At 61.6% G+C, this 15,369-nt stretch carries 13 protein-coding genes and 1 tRNA gene; 12 read left to right on the forward strand and 2 right to left on the reverse strand.

Annotation, left to right across the window (positions count from 1 at the left end; genetic code table 11):
• Positions 1 to 58 precede the first annotated feature (58 nt).
• The 9 genes from ACPPVP_RS38290 (at position 59) to ACPPVP_RS38330 (ending at position 10,678) form a co-directional block, all read left to right on the forward strand.
• Positions 59 to 817: an IclR family transcriptional regulator gene (locus ACPPVP_RS38290; RefSeq protein WP_426528709.1), complete on the forward strand. Its 759-nt coding sequence runs from the start codon at positions 59 to 61 to the stop codon at positions 815 to 817.
• A 99-nt stretch (positions 818 to 916) separates the two neighbouring features.
• Positions 917 to 2,518, forward strand: coding sequence for an FAD-dependent monooxygenase (locus ACPPVP_RS38295; protein ID WP_426528710.1), 1,602 nt, complete (start codon positions 917 to 919; stop codon positions 2,516 to 2,518).
• Between the two features lie 70 nt (positions 2,519 to 2,588).
• On the forward strand, positions 2,589 to 4,322 hold the full coding sequence (locus tag ACPPVP_RS38300; RefSeq protein ID WP_426528711.1) for a thiamine pyrophosphate-requiring protein: 1,734 nt from the start codon (positions 2,589 to 2,591) through the stop codon (positions 4,320 to 4,322).
• Between the two features lie 55 nt (positions 4,323 to 4,377).
• Positions 4,378 to 5,349 (forward strand): Bug family tripartite tricarboxylate transporter substrate binding protein, encoded by a 972-nt coding sequence (locus tag ACPPVP_RS38305; protein ID WP_426528712.1) that lies wholly within the window; start codon positions 4,378 to 4,380, stop codon positions 5,347 to 5,349.
• A gap of 14 nt (positions 5,350 to 5,363) precedes the next feature.
• On the forward strand, positions 5,364 to 7,022 hold the full coding sequence (locus ACPPVP_RS38310) for an FAD-dependent oxidoreductase (RefSeq protein WP_426528713.1): 1,659 nt from the start codon (positions 5,364 to 5,366) through the stop codon (positions 7,020 to 7,022).
• Between the two features lie 361 nt (positions 7,023 to 7,383).
• The gene (locus ACPPVP_RS38315; protein ID WP_426528714.1) at positions 7,384 to 8,157 is read left to right on the forward strand and encodes a LuxR C-terminal-related transcriptional regulator; all 774 of its coding nucleotides are present in this window, start codon (positions 7,384 to 7,386) and stop codon (positions 8,155 to 8,157) included.
• Between the two features lie 411 nt (positions 8,158 to 8,568).
• Positions 8,569 to 9,672, forward strand: coding sequence for a C1 family peptidase (locus ACPPVP_RS38320; RefSeq protein ID WP_426528715.1), 1,104 nt, complete (start codon positions 8,569 to 8,571; stop codon positions 9,670 to 9,672).
• Between the two features lie 15 nt (positions 9,673 to 9,687).
• Positions 9,688 to 10,059: a hypothetical protein gene (locus ACPPVP_RS38325; protein ID WP_426528716.1), complete on the forward strand. Its 372-nt coding sequence runs from the start codon at positions 9,688 to 9,690 to the stop codon at positions 10,057 to 10,059.
• A 298-nt stretch (positions 10,060 to 10,357) separates the two neighbouring features.
• The gene (locus ACPPVP_RS38330) at positions 10,358 to 10,678 is read left to right on the forward strand and encodes a protease inhibitor I42 family protein (RefSeq protein ID WP_426528717.1); all 321 of its coding nucleotides are present in this window, start codon (positions 10,358 to 10,360) and stop codon (positions 10,676 to 10,678) included.
• A gap of 939 nt (positions 10,679 to 11,617) precedes the next feature.
• Here the strand turns inward: ACPPVP_RS38330 and ACPPVP_RS38335 are convergent.
• Both ACPPVP_RS38335 and cpdR read right to left on the reverse strand, forming a co-directional pair.
• Positions 11,618 to 11,692: transfer RNA gene (locus ACPPVP_RS38335), tRNA-Val, on the reverse strand.
• Between the two features lie 137 nt (positions 11,693 to 11,829).
• Entirely contained in the window at positions 11,830 to 12,189 is a 360-nt protein-coding gene (gene cpdR, locus ACPPVP_RS38340; RefSeq protein WP_027539837.1) for a cell cycle two-component system response regulator CpdR, read from the reverse strand.
• A gap of 319 nt (positions 12,190 to 12,508) precedes the next feature.
• Here cpdR and ACPPVP_RS38345 point away from each other — a divergent pair, with 319 nt between their 5' ends.
• The 3 genes from ACPPVP_RS38345 to ACPPVP_RS38355 all read left to right on the forward strand — a co-directional run bounded on the left by ACPPVP_RS38345 (position 12,509) and on the right by ACPPVP_RS38355 (position 15,345).
• On the forward strand, positions 12,509 to 13,396 hold the full coding sequence (locus ACPPVP_RS38345; RefSeq protein ID WP_426528718.1) for an N-formylglutamate amidohydrolase: 888 nt from the start codon (positions 12,509 to 12,511) through the stop codon (positions 13,394 to 13,396).
• A gap of 619 nt (positions 13,397 to 14,015) precedes the next feature.
• Positions 14,016 to 14,795 (forward strand): histidinol-phosphatase, encoded by a 780-nt coding sequence (gene hisN / locus ACPPVP_RS38350; protein WP_426528719.1) that lies wholly within the window; start codon positions 14,016 to 14,018, stop codon positions 14,793 to 14,795.
• A 22-nt stretch (positions 14,796 to 14,817) separates the two neighbouring features.
• Positions 14,818 to 15,345 carry an isochorismatase family protein gene (locus tag ACPPVP_RS38355; RefSeq protein ID WP_426528720.1) on the forward strand — a complete coding sequence of 176 codons (528 nt, stop codon included), beginning with the start codon at positions 14,818 to 14,820 and terminating at the stop codon, positions 15,343 to 15,345.
• Positions 15,346 to 15,369: the final 24 nt, after the last annotated feature.

The following is a 15,369-nucleotide window of genomic DNA, read 5'->3' on the forward strand; positions in this document are numbered from 1 at the left end:
AAGCGGCCACGCGCGCCGCGCCAAAGCTGGAGCGAAGTCAGACCATGCGGCGTGAGGCATGAAGCCGAAGAACAGCCTGGAACGGGTGCTGGCGGTCCTCGAGGTGTTTTCCGAGGAGCGGCTGGAATGGACGCCTGAGGATTTGATGCGCGAGCTCGGCTACAGCCGGCCGACGCTTTACCGCTATCTGAAGATCCTGAAAGACGCCGGCTTCCTGATGTCGACCCGCAACTCGGGCGTCACGCTGGGGCCGAAGGTCGTCGAGATGGATTATCTGACGCGCCGCTCCGACCCGCTGGTGCTGCTCGGCGGGCCTTACCTGAAGCAGCTGACGGCCGACCATTCCTGCACCGCCATGGTCTTGCGCTGGTACGGCAACAAGATTCTTTGCGTTGCCTCTGAATCCTCCACCAAGAACCCGATCAGTTCCTATCCGCGCGGCCGGCCGATGCCGCTCGGGCGCGGCGCGATCGCGCGCTCGATCCTGGCGCTGCTGCCGCGACCGCGCCTGCTGCCGCTGATCGAACGTAATCTCGCCGACCTGCGCGCGGTTGGTCTCGGCGACACCGCCGATGATGTCCTGAAAAGCCTGAGGAAGGTCCGCAAGGCCGGCTTTTGCGTCGCCTATGGCGAGGTCACCCCCGGCGCCGTCGGCATTGCCGCGCCTGTCGTCGACGATCGCGATTCCCCGATCGCCAGCGTCTGCGTCACCATTGCCGGCAATCTGGTGACCGGCGCGCAGATCGATCAGATCGGCGCCGAGGTCCGGCGCGTGGCGTCGCAGATTTCGGCCGATCAGGCCGGCGGGAAAACATGAGGCAAAATCTTATATTGTGAGATTATACTTGACTCGTGGCCGGACCTGTTCTCATTTTCCGCCGCCCGCGCGCCAAACAGCCCATCGCAAGAAGCCAAAATGAACATGCCCGCCGTATCAGCCACGCAAGCCGTCATTGTCGGAGGCGGGCCGGTTGGCCTTGGTCTTGCGATCGACCTCGGCCAGCGCGGCGTCAACTGCGTTCTGGTCGAGCGCTACGTCAGCCCGCAGCCGATCCCGAAGGGTCAAAACCTGACCCAGCGCACCCTCGAGCATTTTTACTTCTGGGGCGCGGAGGCGGAGTTGCGGGCGGCGCGAACGATCCCGCCGAACTACGGCATCGGCGGCATGACGTCCTACGGCACCCTGCTGAGCGGCTACCGGTACGACTGGCTCCAGCGCGAGCTGGTGCGGCCCTATTACTTCACCGACAACGAACGGCTGCCGCAATACGCCACCGAGGCCGTGCTGCGACAGCGCCTGAGTCAGTTGCCGAACGTCGAGACTATTTATGGCTGGGGTGCTTCCGGCATCGCACAGGACGCCGCGGGCGTGCAGGTGACGATTGCCGAGCGCAACACCGATCGGCAGCGCGTGCTGCGGGCAGACTATGTGGTGGGCTGTGACGGCAGCCGCTCGCTGGTCCGCGAGGCCGCCGGTATTCCACAGACCTTGACCGATCACGACCGGCTGATGGTGCTGCTGGTGTTCCGCTCGACCGGCCTGCACAGGCTGCTCGAGCGCTTTCCCAACAAGTCGTTCTACAATGTGCTGCATCCGGAGCTGAAGGGCTATTGGAAGTTCTTCGGCCGCGTCGATCTCGGCACCACCTGGTTCTTTCACGCGCCGGTGCCGCTCGGCACGACAAAAGACAATTTCGATTTCCGCGGCCTCCTGCATGGCGCGGTCGGCGATGAATTCGATGTCGAGTTCGAGCACATCGGCTTTTGGGACCTGCGCGTCGCGATCGCGGATCAATATCGCATCGGTCGCGTCTTCATCGCCGGCGATGCCGCCCACAGCCACCCGCCCTATGGCGGTTACGGCATCAACACCGGCCTCGAAGACGCCGCCAATCTCGGCTGGAAATTGGCGGCGGCGCTGCAAGGCTGGGCCGGAGCGCACCTGCTGGATTCCTACGGCGAGGAACGGCGCCCGGTGTTCGCATCGACCGCGCAGGATTTCATCGAGAAGGCGATCGAAAGCGACCGGAAATTCCTGGGCAAGTTCGATCCCGCCACCGACAAGGATGCGTTCGAAGCCGAATGGCAGGCGCGCTCGTCCGGCGCGCGTTCGGAAGTGAATTCGTTCGAGCCGAATTACGAGGGCTCCTCGATCGTCGCAGGTCCGCCAGGTGCTGCCTGCAGTGCGATCGGGTCGCATCAATTCGCTGCGCGCGCCGGCCATCATCTGGCGCCGCGGCAACTTACGTCAGGCCGCAATGTCTTCGAGGAACTGGGTGACGGATTTACGCTGCTCGATTTCGGCGCGCCGGATGCCGCCACCGCCTCGATCAGGCGCGCCGCCGAGACCAGCGGCGTACCACTGAAGCTGGTCAGGGACGACACCGCGGAAGCGCGGGAATTCTACGAGGCGGCGCTCGTGCTGGTCCGGCCCGATCAGTTTGTCGCCTGGGATTCGGACGGCGATGTGACAGACGCCGCCGGCATCATCCGTCGCGCGGTCGGTGGCCACCCCTGACAGATCGCGCCAGCTCTGTCGTTGAACAAGAACAGGCCGAAGGCCGACAAGGAAAACAAGGAGAAGGCTAGTGAGCCGTCACAGTGCCGCGCATTATTTCCTCGAAGGACTCGTCGACCTCGGCGTTGACTATATCTTTGCCAATCTCGGCACCGATCATGTCTCGCTGATCGAGGAGATCGCGCGCTGGGACCGCGAAGGCCGCAAGCATCCGGAAGTCATCCTCTGCCCGCACGAGATCGTCGCCGTTCACATGGCCGGCGGATACGCGCTGGCGACCGGCAGGGGACAGGCGGTGTTCGTGCATGTCGACGCCGGGACGGCCAATGCCTGCATGGCGATCCAGAACCTGTTTCGGTACCGGCTGCCGGTCATGCTGTTCGCCGGACGCGCCCCCTTCACGCTGCATGGCGAATTGACCGGATCGCGCGACACTTACGTACACTTCGTGCAGGATCCCTTCGACATCGCCAGCATCGTGCGGCCCTATGTCAAATGGGAGTATTCGCTGCCCTCCGGCGTCGTGGTCAAGGAAGCGCTCGCCCGCGCCGGCGCCTTCATGCACAGCGATCCGCCCGGACCGGTCTACATGATGCTGCCGCGCGAGACGCTGGCCGAGGAATGGGACGACGCGCAGATGCCGGCCTACAATCCCGCGCGCTATGGCGGCGTGGCGGCCGGCGGCATCGATCCTGCTCGCGTCGATGCCATCGCCACGCGATTGATGGCGGCGGAAAGTCCGATCGCGCTGACGGCCTATCTCGGGCGCAATGCCGAGGCGGTCTCGGCGCTGGAGCGCCTAGCACTTGCCTGCGGCATCCGGATCGCGGAGTTCAATTCGATCGATCTGAATGTTTCGCAGGATTCACCGTGCTTCGCCGGCTTCGATCCGTCGCCGTTGCTGGAACAGGCCGATGTCGGACTGCTGCTCGATACCGACGTGCCCTTTGTGCCGCAATACGCCAAACGCGTCGAAGCCATCGACTGGATCCAGATCGACATCGATCCATTGAAGTCGGATTTCCCGATGTGGGGTTTTCCGACCGACATCAGGGTCCAGGGCGATTGCGCGACCGTTCTGCGGCAGGTGCTCGAAGTGGTCGCGGCGCGCGCGGACGACGGCTATCGCAAGCGCGTCCTCGACCGCATTGCCGGCTGGAGCAGTGCCCGCGAGGCCGCGGACAAGCGGCGCACCGCCGCTGCCGCGAACAAGGGCGCATCAGGGGCGATCAGCGCGCCATATTTGTTTGCGACCTTGAACCGCGCGCTGTCGCAGGACGATATCGTGGTCAACGAAGCCATCCGCAATGCGCCGTTGTTGCAGGAGCACATCCGCCGCACGCGGCCGGGAAGCTATGTCGGCCTCGCCGGCGGCGGGCTTGGCTTCAGCGGCGGCATGGCGTTGGGCTTGAAGCTGGCGCAGCCGGAGCGACGCATCGTGCAGATCATCGGCGACGGCGGCTTTCATTTTTCCTCGCCGGATTCGGTATTCGCGGTCGCCCAGCAATATCAAATTCCGATTCTGACTGTGGTGCTCGACAATGGCGGCTGGCAGGCGGTCAAGTCGTCGGTGCAGCGGGTTTATCCAAAGGGCGTCGCCGCCGAGACCAATTCGTTTCAATCGCAACTGCGCTCGGGCCGCCAGGGCGAGCAGCGAAACTTCTCCGATATCGGCCGCGCGTTCGGCGCGCACGCTGAATTCGTCAGCGAGCCGGATGACCTCGCCGCGGCCGTCGATCGCTGCCTCGCCGCTGTCGACGGCGGGATCGCTGCCGTCCTGCATGTCCAGATCACGCCGCTCTAGCGGCCAAGTTTTGCCGCCAAGAGCACTAACGAAATAATTGTTCAGGAGGAACATAATGAAGGCCTTTTACCGCGTGGCGCTCGCCGCGCTCTGCTTGAGCTTCCTCGATCTCCTGCCCGCTACCGCCCAGGCGCAATACCCGAACCGGCCAATTCACATCGTCGTCGGTTTCACGCCCGGCGGCGGCAACGACATCATCGCGCGCGTCTTCGGACAAAAACTGTCGGAAAGCCTCGGCCAGCCCGTCATCATCGAGAACAAGCCCGGCGCCGGCGCAATGCTCGCCACCGAATATGTCGCGCGATCGGCGCCCGACGGTTACACGCTATTGGTCGGCGCCAGCGGCGCCATGACGATCAGCCCTGCCGTCTATGAGAAGATGAACTACGACACGATGCGGGATTTCAAGCCGGTGTCCGAGATGGGATCGTTTCCGCTGATCCTGATCGTCAACGCAAAGTCGCCATTCAAGTCGCTGGCCGATCTCGTCGCCTACGCCAAGGCCAATCCGGACAAGGCGAACTATTCTTCGTCGTCCGCCGCCTTCCAGCTCGCGACCGAACTGTTCAAGCAGAAGACCGGCGTGCCGATGCAGATGATCCCCTACAAGGGCGCCAACGATTCCGTGACCGCGGTGCTATCAGGCGAAGTGACAGCGACCATCGCTGATGCCGGTCCGGTGATCGGTCAGGTCAACGGCGGCACGGTCCGTGCGCTTGCGGTGGCGGCGCCGACGCGGGCGGAAAGTTTGCCCGACGTGCCGACCATGAAGGAAGCCGGCGCCGACGTCGAAGCCGTGCTGTGGAGCGGCATTTTCGTGCCTGCTGCGACGCCGCCGGACATCGTCAGCAAGCTGGAGGCCGAATTCATCCGCATCGCGCGGCTGCCGGATGTTGTCTCCCGCCTCAAGCAGCTCAATATCGATTCGGTGGGTAATTCATCCGAAGAGTTCTCACGCATCATCACGGCCGATCTCGAGCGCTGGAAGGCGGTCGCGCGCGCCAGCAATATCAAGATGGCCCAGTAGGACAGGCAAGTTTCATGACGGCTCCGGTCGAGACACAGGTTCTTGTCGTTGGCGGCGGTCCGGTCGGACTGACGCTGGCGATGGATCTTGCGCGGCGGGGAATCCGGACGGTCGTTGCCGAACTGCGGCACAAGGGCGAGCCGCCGAGCGTGAAATGCAATCACGTCTCGGCGCGCTCGATGGAAATTTTTCGGCGTCTCGGCGTCGCCAAGGCGATCCGGGACGCCGGTCTGCCAGCCGATTACCCGAACGACGTTTCGTATCGGGTCAGCTTCACCGGCAGGGAGCTGTCGCGCATCCCAATTCCGTGCCGGCGCGACCGGTATACCGCCAGCGGCGGTCCGGACACCTGGTGGCCGACCGCGGAGCCGCCGCACAGGATCAACCAGATCTATCTCGAACCGACGCTGTCGGCTTACGCCGAGACGATACCCGGCCTCACGCTGCTCAATCGCGTCGAGATCACCGGTTTTGAGCAAACGTCCGACGGCGTGGCCGCGCACGGCATCCAGCTCGATAATAACCAGACGATCACGATACGCGCCGACTTTCTTGTCGGATGCGACGGCGGACGGTCGGCCACTCGCAGGGCGATCGGCGCCACGCTGTCCGGCACCGCGGAAGTTCAGCGCGTTCAATCGACCTATATCCGCGCGCCGTCACTTCTCTCGACGAGCGATCTGAAGCCGTCCTGGGCCACGTTCTCGCTCAACCCCGTTCGCTCCGGCAACGTCTACGCGATCGACGGCCGCGAAACGTGGCTGGTGCATAATTATCTCAGGCCGGACGAGCACGAGTTCGATTCGGTAGACCGGGATTGGGCGCTGCGGAAGATCCTCGGTGTCGGCGCCGATTTTTCATACGAGATTATCCGCAAGGAAGACTGGATCGGCCGCCGGCTGGTTGCCGATAAATTTCGTGAAGGCCGGGTGTTCATTTGCGGAGACGCAGCCCATCTGTGGGTGCCGATGGCGGGATACGGCATGAATGCCGGCATCGCCGATGCGGCCAACCTGGCGTGGCTGCTGGCCGCGCACCTGTCGGGCTGGGCGCCCGCAGAAATTCTCGACGCGCATGAGGCGGAACGCCTGCCCATTACCGAGCAGGTATCCGTGTTTGCCATGAACCACGCGCTGTCGCTGTCGCGCCAGCGAAGCGAAGTCCCCGACAATATCGATGCCGACGACGAGGCCGGAGCGCGGGCCCGGATGGCGCTAGGCAAACAGGCCTATGATCTCAACGTCCAGCAGTACTGCTGCGGCGGGCTGAATTTTGGGTACTACTATGACAAGTCGCCGATCATCGCGTACGACGAAGGAACGCCGCCGGCCTACGGCATGGCGGACTTCACGCCGTCCACGGTGCCGGGCTGTCGCGTGCCGCACATCTGGCTGAACGATGGGCGCTCGCTGTATGACGCGCTGGGGACGGATTACACGCTGTTGCGCTTCGACCCTGCGATCGATGTTTCGGATTTGATGTCAGAAGCGGCGCGGGCGCGGGTGCCGATCGAGCTGCTGGATGTGACGCCAAGCGAAGGTGGCGGTGTGTATGATCGTTCGCTGGTGCTGGCGCGGCCTGACCAGCACGTGGGCTGGCGAGGTAATCACACGCCGGAGAATCCCCGCGAGCTCGTCGATTTGATTTCCGGGCGTCTGTTAGTGCGCCGATAGGTTGACTGGGTACGGGCCTTGCCGGAAGCCCGCCTTCGCCAAATGACTGCCGCACCATAGGCTCAGGGCTGCGGGGCACTGTCGCGACCGCATGGAGCGGTTGATGCGCCCAATATGCCTTGAGTGATTATCGCAGCAGCCTGCGTTCCGCCGGTTTCCAGGTCTCGATGAGCCGAAAAGCCGACTACTATGATCTAATTCATAGACAATTCATTATAGCTCGATTAAGTTGTAAGAAGATTAATTGCTGCCTCGCGGCGAGATGCGATCAGCCCATTTGCGTCGCAGCTCGGGCCAGCTCGCAGGCTGTCTGTTCGCTAGTGGCCGTGCCGCGCGCTCGCACTACGGCGAGGGGCGTAAAATGTTGCTCGTGAAAACTGACAACTCACCGGCTTCTGGCGGCGAAGAATACGCTCACACTACGAAAGCGACCCGCCTAAGGGTTTTCATCGTCAGCGATGTGCGCTTGTTGCGTGACGGTCTCGCATTATCGCTTAGCCAGCAACCTTCGCTAAATGTTTCAGGCTCAGCGGATCTGACGGTAGCGCCGACACAGATCGCCGCGGTCAATCCCGACGTGATGCTGCTCGATGTCGGCGGTCCAGGCGGCCTCGACCTGGCACCGGTGTTCCGCCGAGTGCTGCCCGACGTGAAGGTCGTCGCCATCGTGGTCAACGACGTCGAGCAGGAGATTTTCGCCTGTGCCGAAGCTAGGGTCTCAGGGTTCGTATCCCGCAACGGCTCGATTCGAGAACTGGTGTCAGCAATACATTGCGCCGTGCGGAACGAGCTTGTCTGTTCTCCACGCATTGCCGCTTTGCTGTTCGGGAGGGTGGCAACCACACGATCGGAACGAAGCGGCGAACTGCCTCACAGCGGGCTGACACGGCGTGAACACGAAATAGTTTCGCTGCTAACACAAGGTTTTTCAAACAAGGAGATCGCGCGTCACTTGCGAATCCAGAACGCGACGGTAAAGAATCACGTTCATAGCGTTCTCGGCAAGCTCCAACTGCGGCGCCGTGGAGAGGTCGCGGCGCGGATGGAGCGCGGCTTTTCGCAGCATCACTCAGCGCCAGCCGCCCATCATCGGCCCGAGCATGAAGCCGCCAGCGCAGTTGCGCCACTAGACTAGAGCCTTTTCGGTTCTGAATCAGAACCGGGCTCTAGATTCTTGTTTAGACGCGTTTTCTTGACACGAACCGGTATCCACTTCGCTCGAAAACGCTCTAGATCCGCCGGACTAGATCCTCTGTGAGCCCGAGCGCGAACGCTCGATCGCCGGTTATTAGCACCACGCGCGTCGTCGACGCGCAGTGCCGCAGATCCGAACGCCCGCGATAGTGGCGGAGGATCTGCATCCTCATCTAGAGCTTCCCTGGACCGAGCGGCTCAGTCGCGAAGACGCGGCGCGTGCCATATTCGCGAGCACGAAAGGCAATCTCTTGAAGCAGCTTCGTGTCCTTCTGGCGAGAATGCCGACATTGATGCTCGACATAGCTTTCGATTTTGATGGCTGGATCAACCTCCATTAAGGGAGATTTCAATGCCCCAAGATATCGATGCTTCTCAATTGAACACTCTGATTGCAGCTGCCAACGCCACATGGGTAGCGGGCAAGACATCGGTATCGGACTTGCCACCCCAGCAACAGTTGAATCGCCTTGGGTACGTACCCGCTGGGGGCGAGGAAACTCTGGAGCAGCGCACAGCTGCGTCGGCTGCGAAAATTAGCGCCACCGCAAGCGGTGCGATCGGCGCACCCGCGGCCTTCGATTGGCGCAACGTGAACGGCCAGAACTATATCACTCCAATCACGGATCAGAAACATTGCGGCTCTTGTGTTGCTTTTGGAGCAACCGCGGCGGTGGAAGGTACATTCCGCGTTCAACGCGGCAACCCAGGTCTGGCCGTCAACCTGTCCGAAGCTTCCCTGTTCTTCTGCAACGGTCCGGGCGCCGGCGCCGGGGCTTGCCCCGGAGGCGGGTGGTACATGACGCCAGCCATGGACGCTTACAAGACGACGGGCGTGCCTGACGAAGCCTGCTTCCCCTATGCCGATGGGACGCAGCAGTTGCCGTGCAGCAACCGGTGTTCCGACTGGCAGAGCCGCGCGGTCAAAATCACCGGATGGCATACAGTCAGCGGCGCCGATATCAAGACCTGGCTCTCCACCAAAGGACCCTTGGCAACCTGCTTCACGGTCTACAACGACTTCTTCTCATATACGAGTGGTGTGTATAAGCACGTATCCGGAGGAGTTGCCGGAGGGCACTGCGTCTGTTGCGTAGGCTACAACGATGCTGGCCAATTCTGGATCTGCAAGAATAGTTGGGGACCCAACTGGGGCGAGTCCGGCTATTTCTGTATTGCCTACGGCGAATGCGGCATCGACTCCACTATGTGGGCGGTCGAGGGAATCGTGGAGACTGCCTGGCTCTATAACACGCGGGTCATCGGTCTGTGGACCATCGACCAGGATCGCAATGCCTGGGCATACCTTGATGGAATTGGCTGGAGGCGAATTGCGTGGGACAACGACAATATCTTTATCGACTTGTTGCGGCTGCTCGCCGCCGCCAAAGAAGGCGGACGCCCAGTCAACGTGTATCAGGATAACGGTGTGATCAAGCAGATTTACGTCCTGTGAAAAAGGAGAATTCTCATGCCTGATACTCAACCAAACAAAGATGTACTGCCTGCGGCATCTATTTCTTCCGACCTCAGTTTAGCCAGCGCGGTTGCCGCCGCGCCGACCGCGGAGCCACCCGCCTTGGCTCAAACCGGTGGCGACGCGGGCGCAATTGCCGCTACCGTGTGGGTAACCGGCAAGAAGATCAACGCTCTGTGGGTCATCAACGAGAACCGAAATTCGTGGGTCGCCGTGGCTGGAATAGGCTGGGTGAAACTGGCGAACAACTCTGATACTGCGATCGTCGCGCTTACGATGCTGGGGGCCAACGCCAGACACACCCAAGGAATCGTGAATTACCGGCAGGAATCCGACAACATGATCCACGAAATGTATGTTTGGTGATGTTTCTCCCCTTCCGCGCGACGATCGGGAAGCCCTGCGATGATTGAGACGAAACCTTGCAATTTAACCGCGGAGCAACTGTCGCTCCTCGCGACACCGGCTAATCGCGGAACGGAAACCGTGCCCCTACGAATTCCTCCGGGAACGCTGATCCCCGTGGAGTTGCTGGACCCAACCGGAGGAATTACTTCTGCTTCCGAGTCGCCCCAGGCCGGCCCGAATGACTCGGCGGATTCGATTGGAGCCGTTACCACGGACAGCAAAATCCCAACTCAAAATCCACCAAGAGCGAAAGCGCGTGGCCGAGATCGTAGTCAAAGAGGAACATGACGGTCGGACTGTCTCGGCCAAGGTTGGTGACAGCCTGACCGTTGAACTTCCCGAGAACCCCACGACAGGCTTCCGGTGGGCTCCCATCGATTCGGACGCGAGCACTGTCGCTCTGGAGACGGACGAGTTCATACTGGGCAGTAAGGGTGCGGTTGGCGGTGGTGGAACAAGAGTGTTCCGACTCCGTGTCAAAGGCTTGGGCCGCGCGCGCTTGCAGTTCGAACTCATGCGGGCATGGGAGTCGAACGCCCCCTCAAAGCTCTTCGAGATCCACATCAGCGTCCAGTGACAGCCTGCTCCGAAGGATCCCCGCGAGCTCGTCGATTTGATTTCGGGGCGGCGCACAAACGGATGGATCGGATCGAGCCCGCCTTCGCCTAACGGCTTCGGTGCGGCAGCCTTTGCTTGCTTCACTACGATAGAATTGAGGCTGGCTTGCAGCGGCAGCAAGTCGCAAGCAGACGTGATCTCGGAAAGCTACGTCATTTTGGCACCGGTCGTGAAATCGACGAGAGCAAGCATCCACGTGAGCGGGAGTTCGAAGCCAACGAAACTCCCGATAGCAGATCGCTGAAGATTCGAGGCGGGGTAAAGGCGTCCCACTCCGCTCCATGGGGCTGGGGGCTTGAAAATGGAGCGGAGCTACTCGGGACACAACTAACGCCAACGACACCAACTTGCCGGGAGTTACGGGCGCGCGGGAGGCGGAATCATGGAGTGCGATCGAGCAAATAAGGAAAGTTGGTGTTGAGCGTGGCCTTCTTTCCTAACAAATCCTTAACGCCGGGGCGCTGTCGCAAAAGCAGAGCCTCTGCTGAGCTACATCGCGTGGGAGCGGGCTCGCGAACACACCAAGGCGCTCGATACGTTCGTCGGTGCGCCCGCAATGCGCAAGTCACTGCCGCGCCTTATCGAGAGGGGTCTCGGATACTCGATCACGCACGACACAGAACAGAGCCGCAGCAGCCCGTGAGCAACGAGCCTGCGCTTCATACTGCTTACTTCAAGCTTATGGCTTGGAATTGTTCATTCCACGCCCTGGCGCGGCAATCGCGCTGCGGAGAATCCCAGGGATTTCGTGGAGTTGATTTCGGGACGGCGCACCAACGGTTGATCGGATGGAGCCCACCTTTCGCCAAATGGCTTCGGCGCGGCAGCCCTCGCTTGCTTCGCTACGATAGAGTTCGGTTTGGCTTGCCGAGCCGTAGCTTGCGAAGCAAGCGAAGGCTGGTGGGCGCGACAGGGATCGAACCTGTGACCCCTACCATGTCAAGGTAGTGCTCTCCCGCTGAGCTACGCGCCCTGGAAATGGAATGACCGATCATCCCGCTCCAGCTTTAGATCGTATTGGGTGGGGTCCGTATATCGGCTCCAAAGCGCCCCCGCAAGGATGCTTGGACGTAATTTCCGGAGTGTTTTTGGACCAAAAAGGCGGCCGAATCAGGCCGCCAGCATCTTGTTCACTTCGCTGACCAGTTCGCGGAGGTGAACCGGCTTGGCCAGCACCTTGGCGTTCTTGGGCGCTTCCGAATCGGAATTCAGGGCGACGGCGGCAAAGCCGGTGATGAACATGATCTTGATGTCGGGGTCGAGTTCCGAGGCGCGGCGCGCCAGCTCGATGCCGTCCATTTCCGGCATCACGATATCGGTCAGCAGCATCTCGAACGGCTCCTCGCGCAGCCGCTGATAGGCCGACATGCCGTTGTCGTGAGGTGAGACCTGAAACCCCGCGTTTTCCAGCGCCTTAACCAGGAAGCGGCGCATGTCGTTGTCGTCTTCGGCGAGGAGGATCTTGTGCATGGCGGTCAGTCATCGAACCTAGCTTGGAGGATCATTGCGCCCACTTAGCCCGACAGAGGGTAAATTTCGGGTGAAAGGTAATTGCTTCTTGGCGGCGGCAGGCGGCGCTATTTATGTAGCGAACAGTACCAAGGTCGATCAAGGCGGCGCTTTTCAGGCGTTTGCGACACCTTCCAGTAGTTCGGCGGCTTTTTTCGCTTGGCAGAATGATTACGATTACGGACAATACATCCTTACAAAGCCCTGCCCTCCGGCAGAATCGGTCGCATGATCGATTCCGCCAAAGGGAAAGCGGACATTCAAGGGACGGCGACCCAAGATGACCCAGTTTGATGGCGAGCTGTCGCCCCCGTTCGAGATCGTGGAGCCGGCGCATTGGCGGGCGCCGATCATCTTCAACTCGCCCCATTCCGGCTCGGTCTATCCGCTCGAATTTCTCAACGCCTCCCGGATCGACCTCGCCGCGCTGCGCCGCTCCGAGGATTCGTTCATGGACGAGTTGATCGGAGACCTGAGCGAAAAGGGCTTTCCGACGGTCCGGGTCAATTTCCCGCGCTCCTATGTCGACGTGAACCGCGAGCCCTATGAGCTCGATCCGCGGATGTTCACCGGACGCCTGCCGAGTTTTGCCAATACCCGCTCGATGCGGGTGGCCGGCGGCCTCGGCACCATCCCGCGCGTCGTCGGTGACGGGCAGGAAATCTACCGCGAGCGGCTTTCCGTCGACGACGCGCTGGGGCGGATCGAGGCGCTGTACAAGCCATATCACCGCGCGCTGCGGAGGCTGATCAACAAGGCCCATCAGGCGTTCGGAACCGTGATCCTGGTGGATTGTCATTCGATGCCGTCGGTCGGGGTATCGCGCGACGAGCCGCGGCGGCCCGATATCGTGATCGGCGACCGCTACGGCACCAGCTGCGCCAGCCTGCTGCCCGATGTCGTCGAGGACATCATGAGCGGGCTCGGCTATTCGATCGGCCGCAACAAGCCCTATGCCGGCGGGTTCATTACCGAGCATTACGGCAACCCGGCCAGCGGACTGCACACCGTGCAGCTCGAACTCAACCGCGCAATCTATATGGACGAGCGGCGGCGCGAACGCAGCCCGCGCTTTGCGCAGGTCGCCACCGATTTCACCGCGCTCGCAGACGCGCTGGCCCAGGTGCCGCTCGGGGATCTCGGCCCGTTCCAGGCGGCCGCAGAGTAGCTGCGGTTCTATCTCTTCGTCATTCCGGGGCGCGCCACCTGGCGCGAGCCTTGATGTGCAATTGGACATCAGAGAATCCATCGGGCCGCATAAGGCATAACTAGCGGAGAAACGGATTTCGGCTTCGCGCTTCGCGCGCCCCGGAATGACAATGGAGCCCCAAAAGAAAAAAGGGCCGCTTGAATGAACAAGCGGCCCAAGTCTAGGGAGGAAACGCCCAAGGAGGGCAGCGATAGGGCAAGGCCCTACCGCACCGCAACAATATGCGGCCGCGCTGCACAAAACGCAAGGGTTTTTGGATTGGTTCGGGTCCAAAGTGGAACAGGCTGGCCGATCGGCAACACCTCTGGCATACGAGTTTTACTGAAGCAAAATCAATAACTTGCATAGATCATCGGCCAAGCCCCGGCCTCACTGCAGTGCTGGTATGCCAAAACTCGCAACTTCGTGATGGCAGGGCTAACCAAATATCCACGCTTAAACGAAGCCTTTGCGAAAGCCGATTCGAAAGCCGGTACGCAATACGAATGGGAATAACGCGCCGGCGGCGGTGCGCGACGGAGTGGATTGGGCTAGGCAAGAGGCAGTATTCTTCCTCTGTTGGCGGTAAGGGACAGTCGTGACGGTCATCGATTTCACAGCCTTCATCGGCCGCCTCGCGACCGCGTCCGGCGAAACCATTCTGCCGTTCTTCCGGACCTCGCTCTCGATCGACAACAAGAGCGCGAGCGATTTCGATCCGGTCACCGAGGCCGACCGCGCCGCCGAAGCGGTGATGCGCCGCCTGATCAAGGCCAATTTTCCCCAGCACGGCATCGTCGGCGAGGAATTCGGCAACGAGCGCGAGGACGCCGAATATGTCTGGGTGCTGGATCCGATCGACGGCACCAAATCCTTCATCGCGGGATTTCCGATCTGGGGCACCCTGATCGCGCTGTTGCACAAGGGCACGCCGGTGTTTGGCATGATGCACCAGCCCTATATCGGCGAGCGCTTTTCCGGCGATTCTGGTTCGGCGCTTTATACCGGGCCGTCCGGTGAGCGGCGGCTGACGGTGCGCCGCTGCGCGACGCTGAAGGAAGCGACTTCCTACACCACGAGCCCGCTATTGATGAACGCCGCCGACCGCGAGATCTTCGGCCGGGTTGAAACCGCGGTAAAGCTGTCGCGCTATGGCGGCGACTGCTATTCCTACTGCATGCTGGCGGCCGGCCATCTCGACCTCGTGGTCGAGACCGAACTCAAGCCCTATGACATCGCAGCCTTGATCCCGATCGTCACCGGCGCCGGCGGCGTCGTCACCAACTGGGAAGGCAAGCCCGCCCAGAACGGCGGCCGCATCGTCGCCGCCGGCGACGCCCGCGTGCACGAGGCCGCGCTGAAGCTCTTGAACAGCTAGCAGCGCAACCGCACGGAACCCGATGGATGCATTGATCGTCGTTGATATGCAGGTCGGGCTCCTCAACGGCGAGCCAAAGCACGATCTGCATGGCGTCATCGAACGCATCAACCAACTCGCGGCAAAAGTCCGCGAACGGTCCGGCGTGGTGATCTTCGTGCAGCATTGCAGTGGCGCGGAAGACGATTTCGTGCCGGGTACGCCGGGCTGGGCGCTTCTGCCGGAGCTCAATCGCGCGGCTGCCGACATCGTCATTCGCAAGACCCTGAACGATCCCTTCGCCGGCACCGACCTCGCGGCGCGCCTGAAAGAAATTGCGCCGGCTCGCGTCTTCATCACGGGATGGGCAACCGATCTCTGCGTCGATGCCACCGTTCGATCGGCCATTTCAAATCATTACGACGTCGTGGTGGTTACCGACGGCCATACCTTGAACGACCGGCCCCACCTCGACGCGCAGAGCGTCATCCGTCACCACCACTGGATCTGGGGCAATTTGATCACGCAGCGATCGATCAGTCTCGTGCGTACGGACGAACTCCTGCCTTGACGGGCTTGGCGCCTGCTGCAACCA

This window comes from Bradyrhizobium sp. McL0615 (genome assembly GCF_049993905.1).
Taxonomy (GTDB): domain Bacteria; phylum Pseudomonadota; class Alphaproteobacteria; order Rhizobiales; family Xanthobacteraceae; genus Bradyrhizobium.

Coding starts and splice junctions, on each gene's coding strand:
- ACPPVP_RS38310 (WP_426528713.1), top strand. CDS start 5,364: ATGACGGCTCCGGTCGAGACACAGGTTCTTGTCGTTGGCGGCGGTCCG.
- ACPPVP_RS38305 (WP_426528712.1), top strand. CDS start 4,378: ATGAAGGCCTTTTACCGCGTGGCGCTCGCCGCGCTCTGCTTGAGCTTC.
- ACPPVP_RS38320 (WP_426528715.1), top strand. CDS start 8,569: ATGCCCCAAGATATCGATGCTTCTCAATTGAACACTCTGATTGCAGCT.
- ACPPVP_RS38290 (WP_426528709.1), top strand. CDS start 59: ATGAAGCCGAAGAACAGCCTGGAACGGGTGCTGGCGGTCCTCGAGGTG.
- ACPPVP_RS38345 (WP_426528718.1), top strand. CDS start 12,509: ATGACCCAGTTTGATGGCGAGCTGTCGCCCCCGTTCGAGATCGTGGAG.
- cpdR (WP_027539837.1), bottom strand. CDS start 12,189: ATGCACAAGATCCTCCTCGCCGAAGACGACAACGACATGCGCCGCTTC.
- ACPPVP_RS38295 (WP_426528710.1), top strand. CDS start 917: ATGAACATGCCCGCCGTATCAGCCACGCAAGCCGTCATTGTCGGAGGC.
- ACPPVP_RS38325 (WP_426528716.1), top strand. CDS start 9,688: ATGCCTGATACTCAACCAAACAAAGATGTACTGCCTGCGGCATCTATT.
- ACPPVP_RS38315 (WP_426528714.1), top strand. CDS start 7,384: ATGTTGCTCGTGAAAACTGACAACTCACCGGCTTCTGGCGGCGAAGAA.
- ACPPVP_RS38355 (WP_426528720.1), top strand. CDS start 14,818: ATGGATGCATTGATCGTCGTTGATATGCAGGTCGGGCTCCTCAACGGC.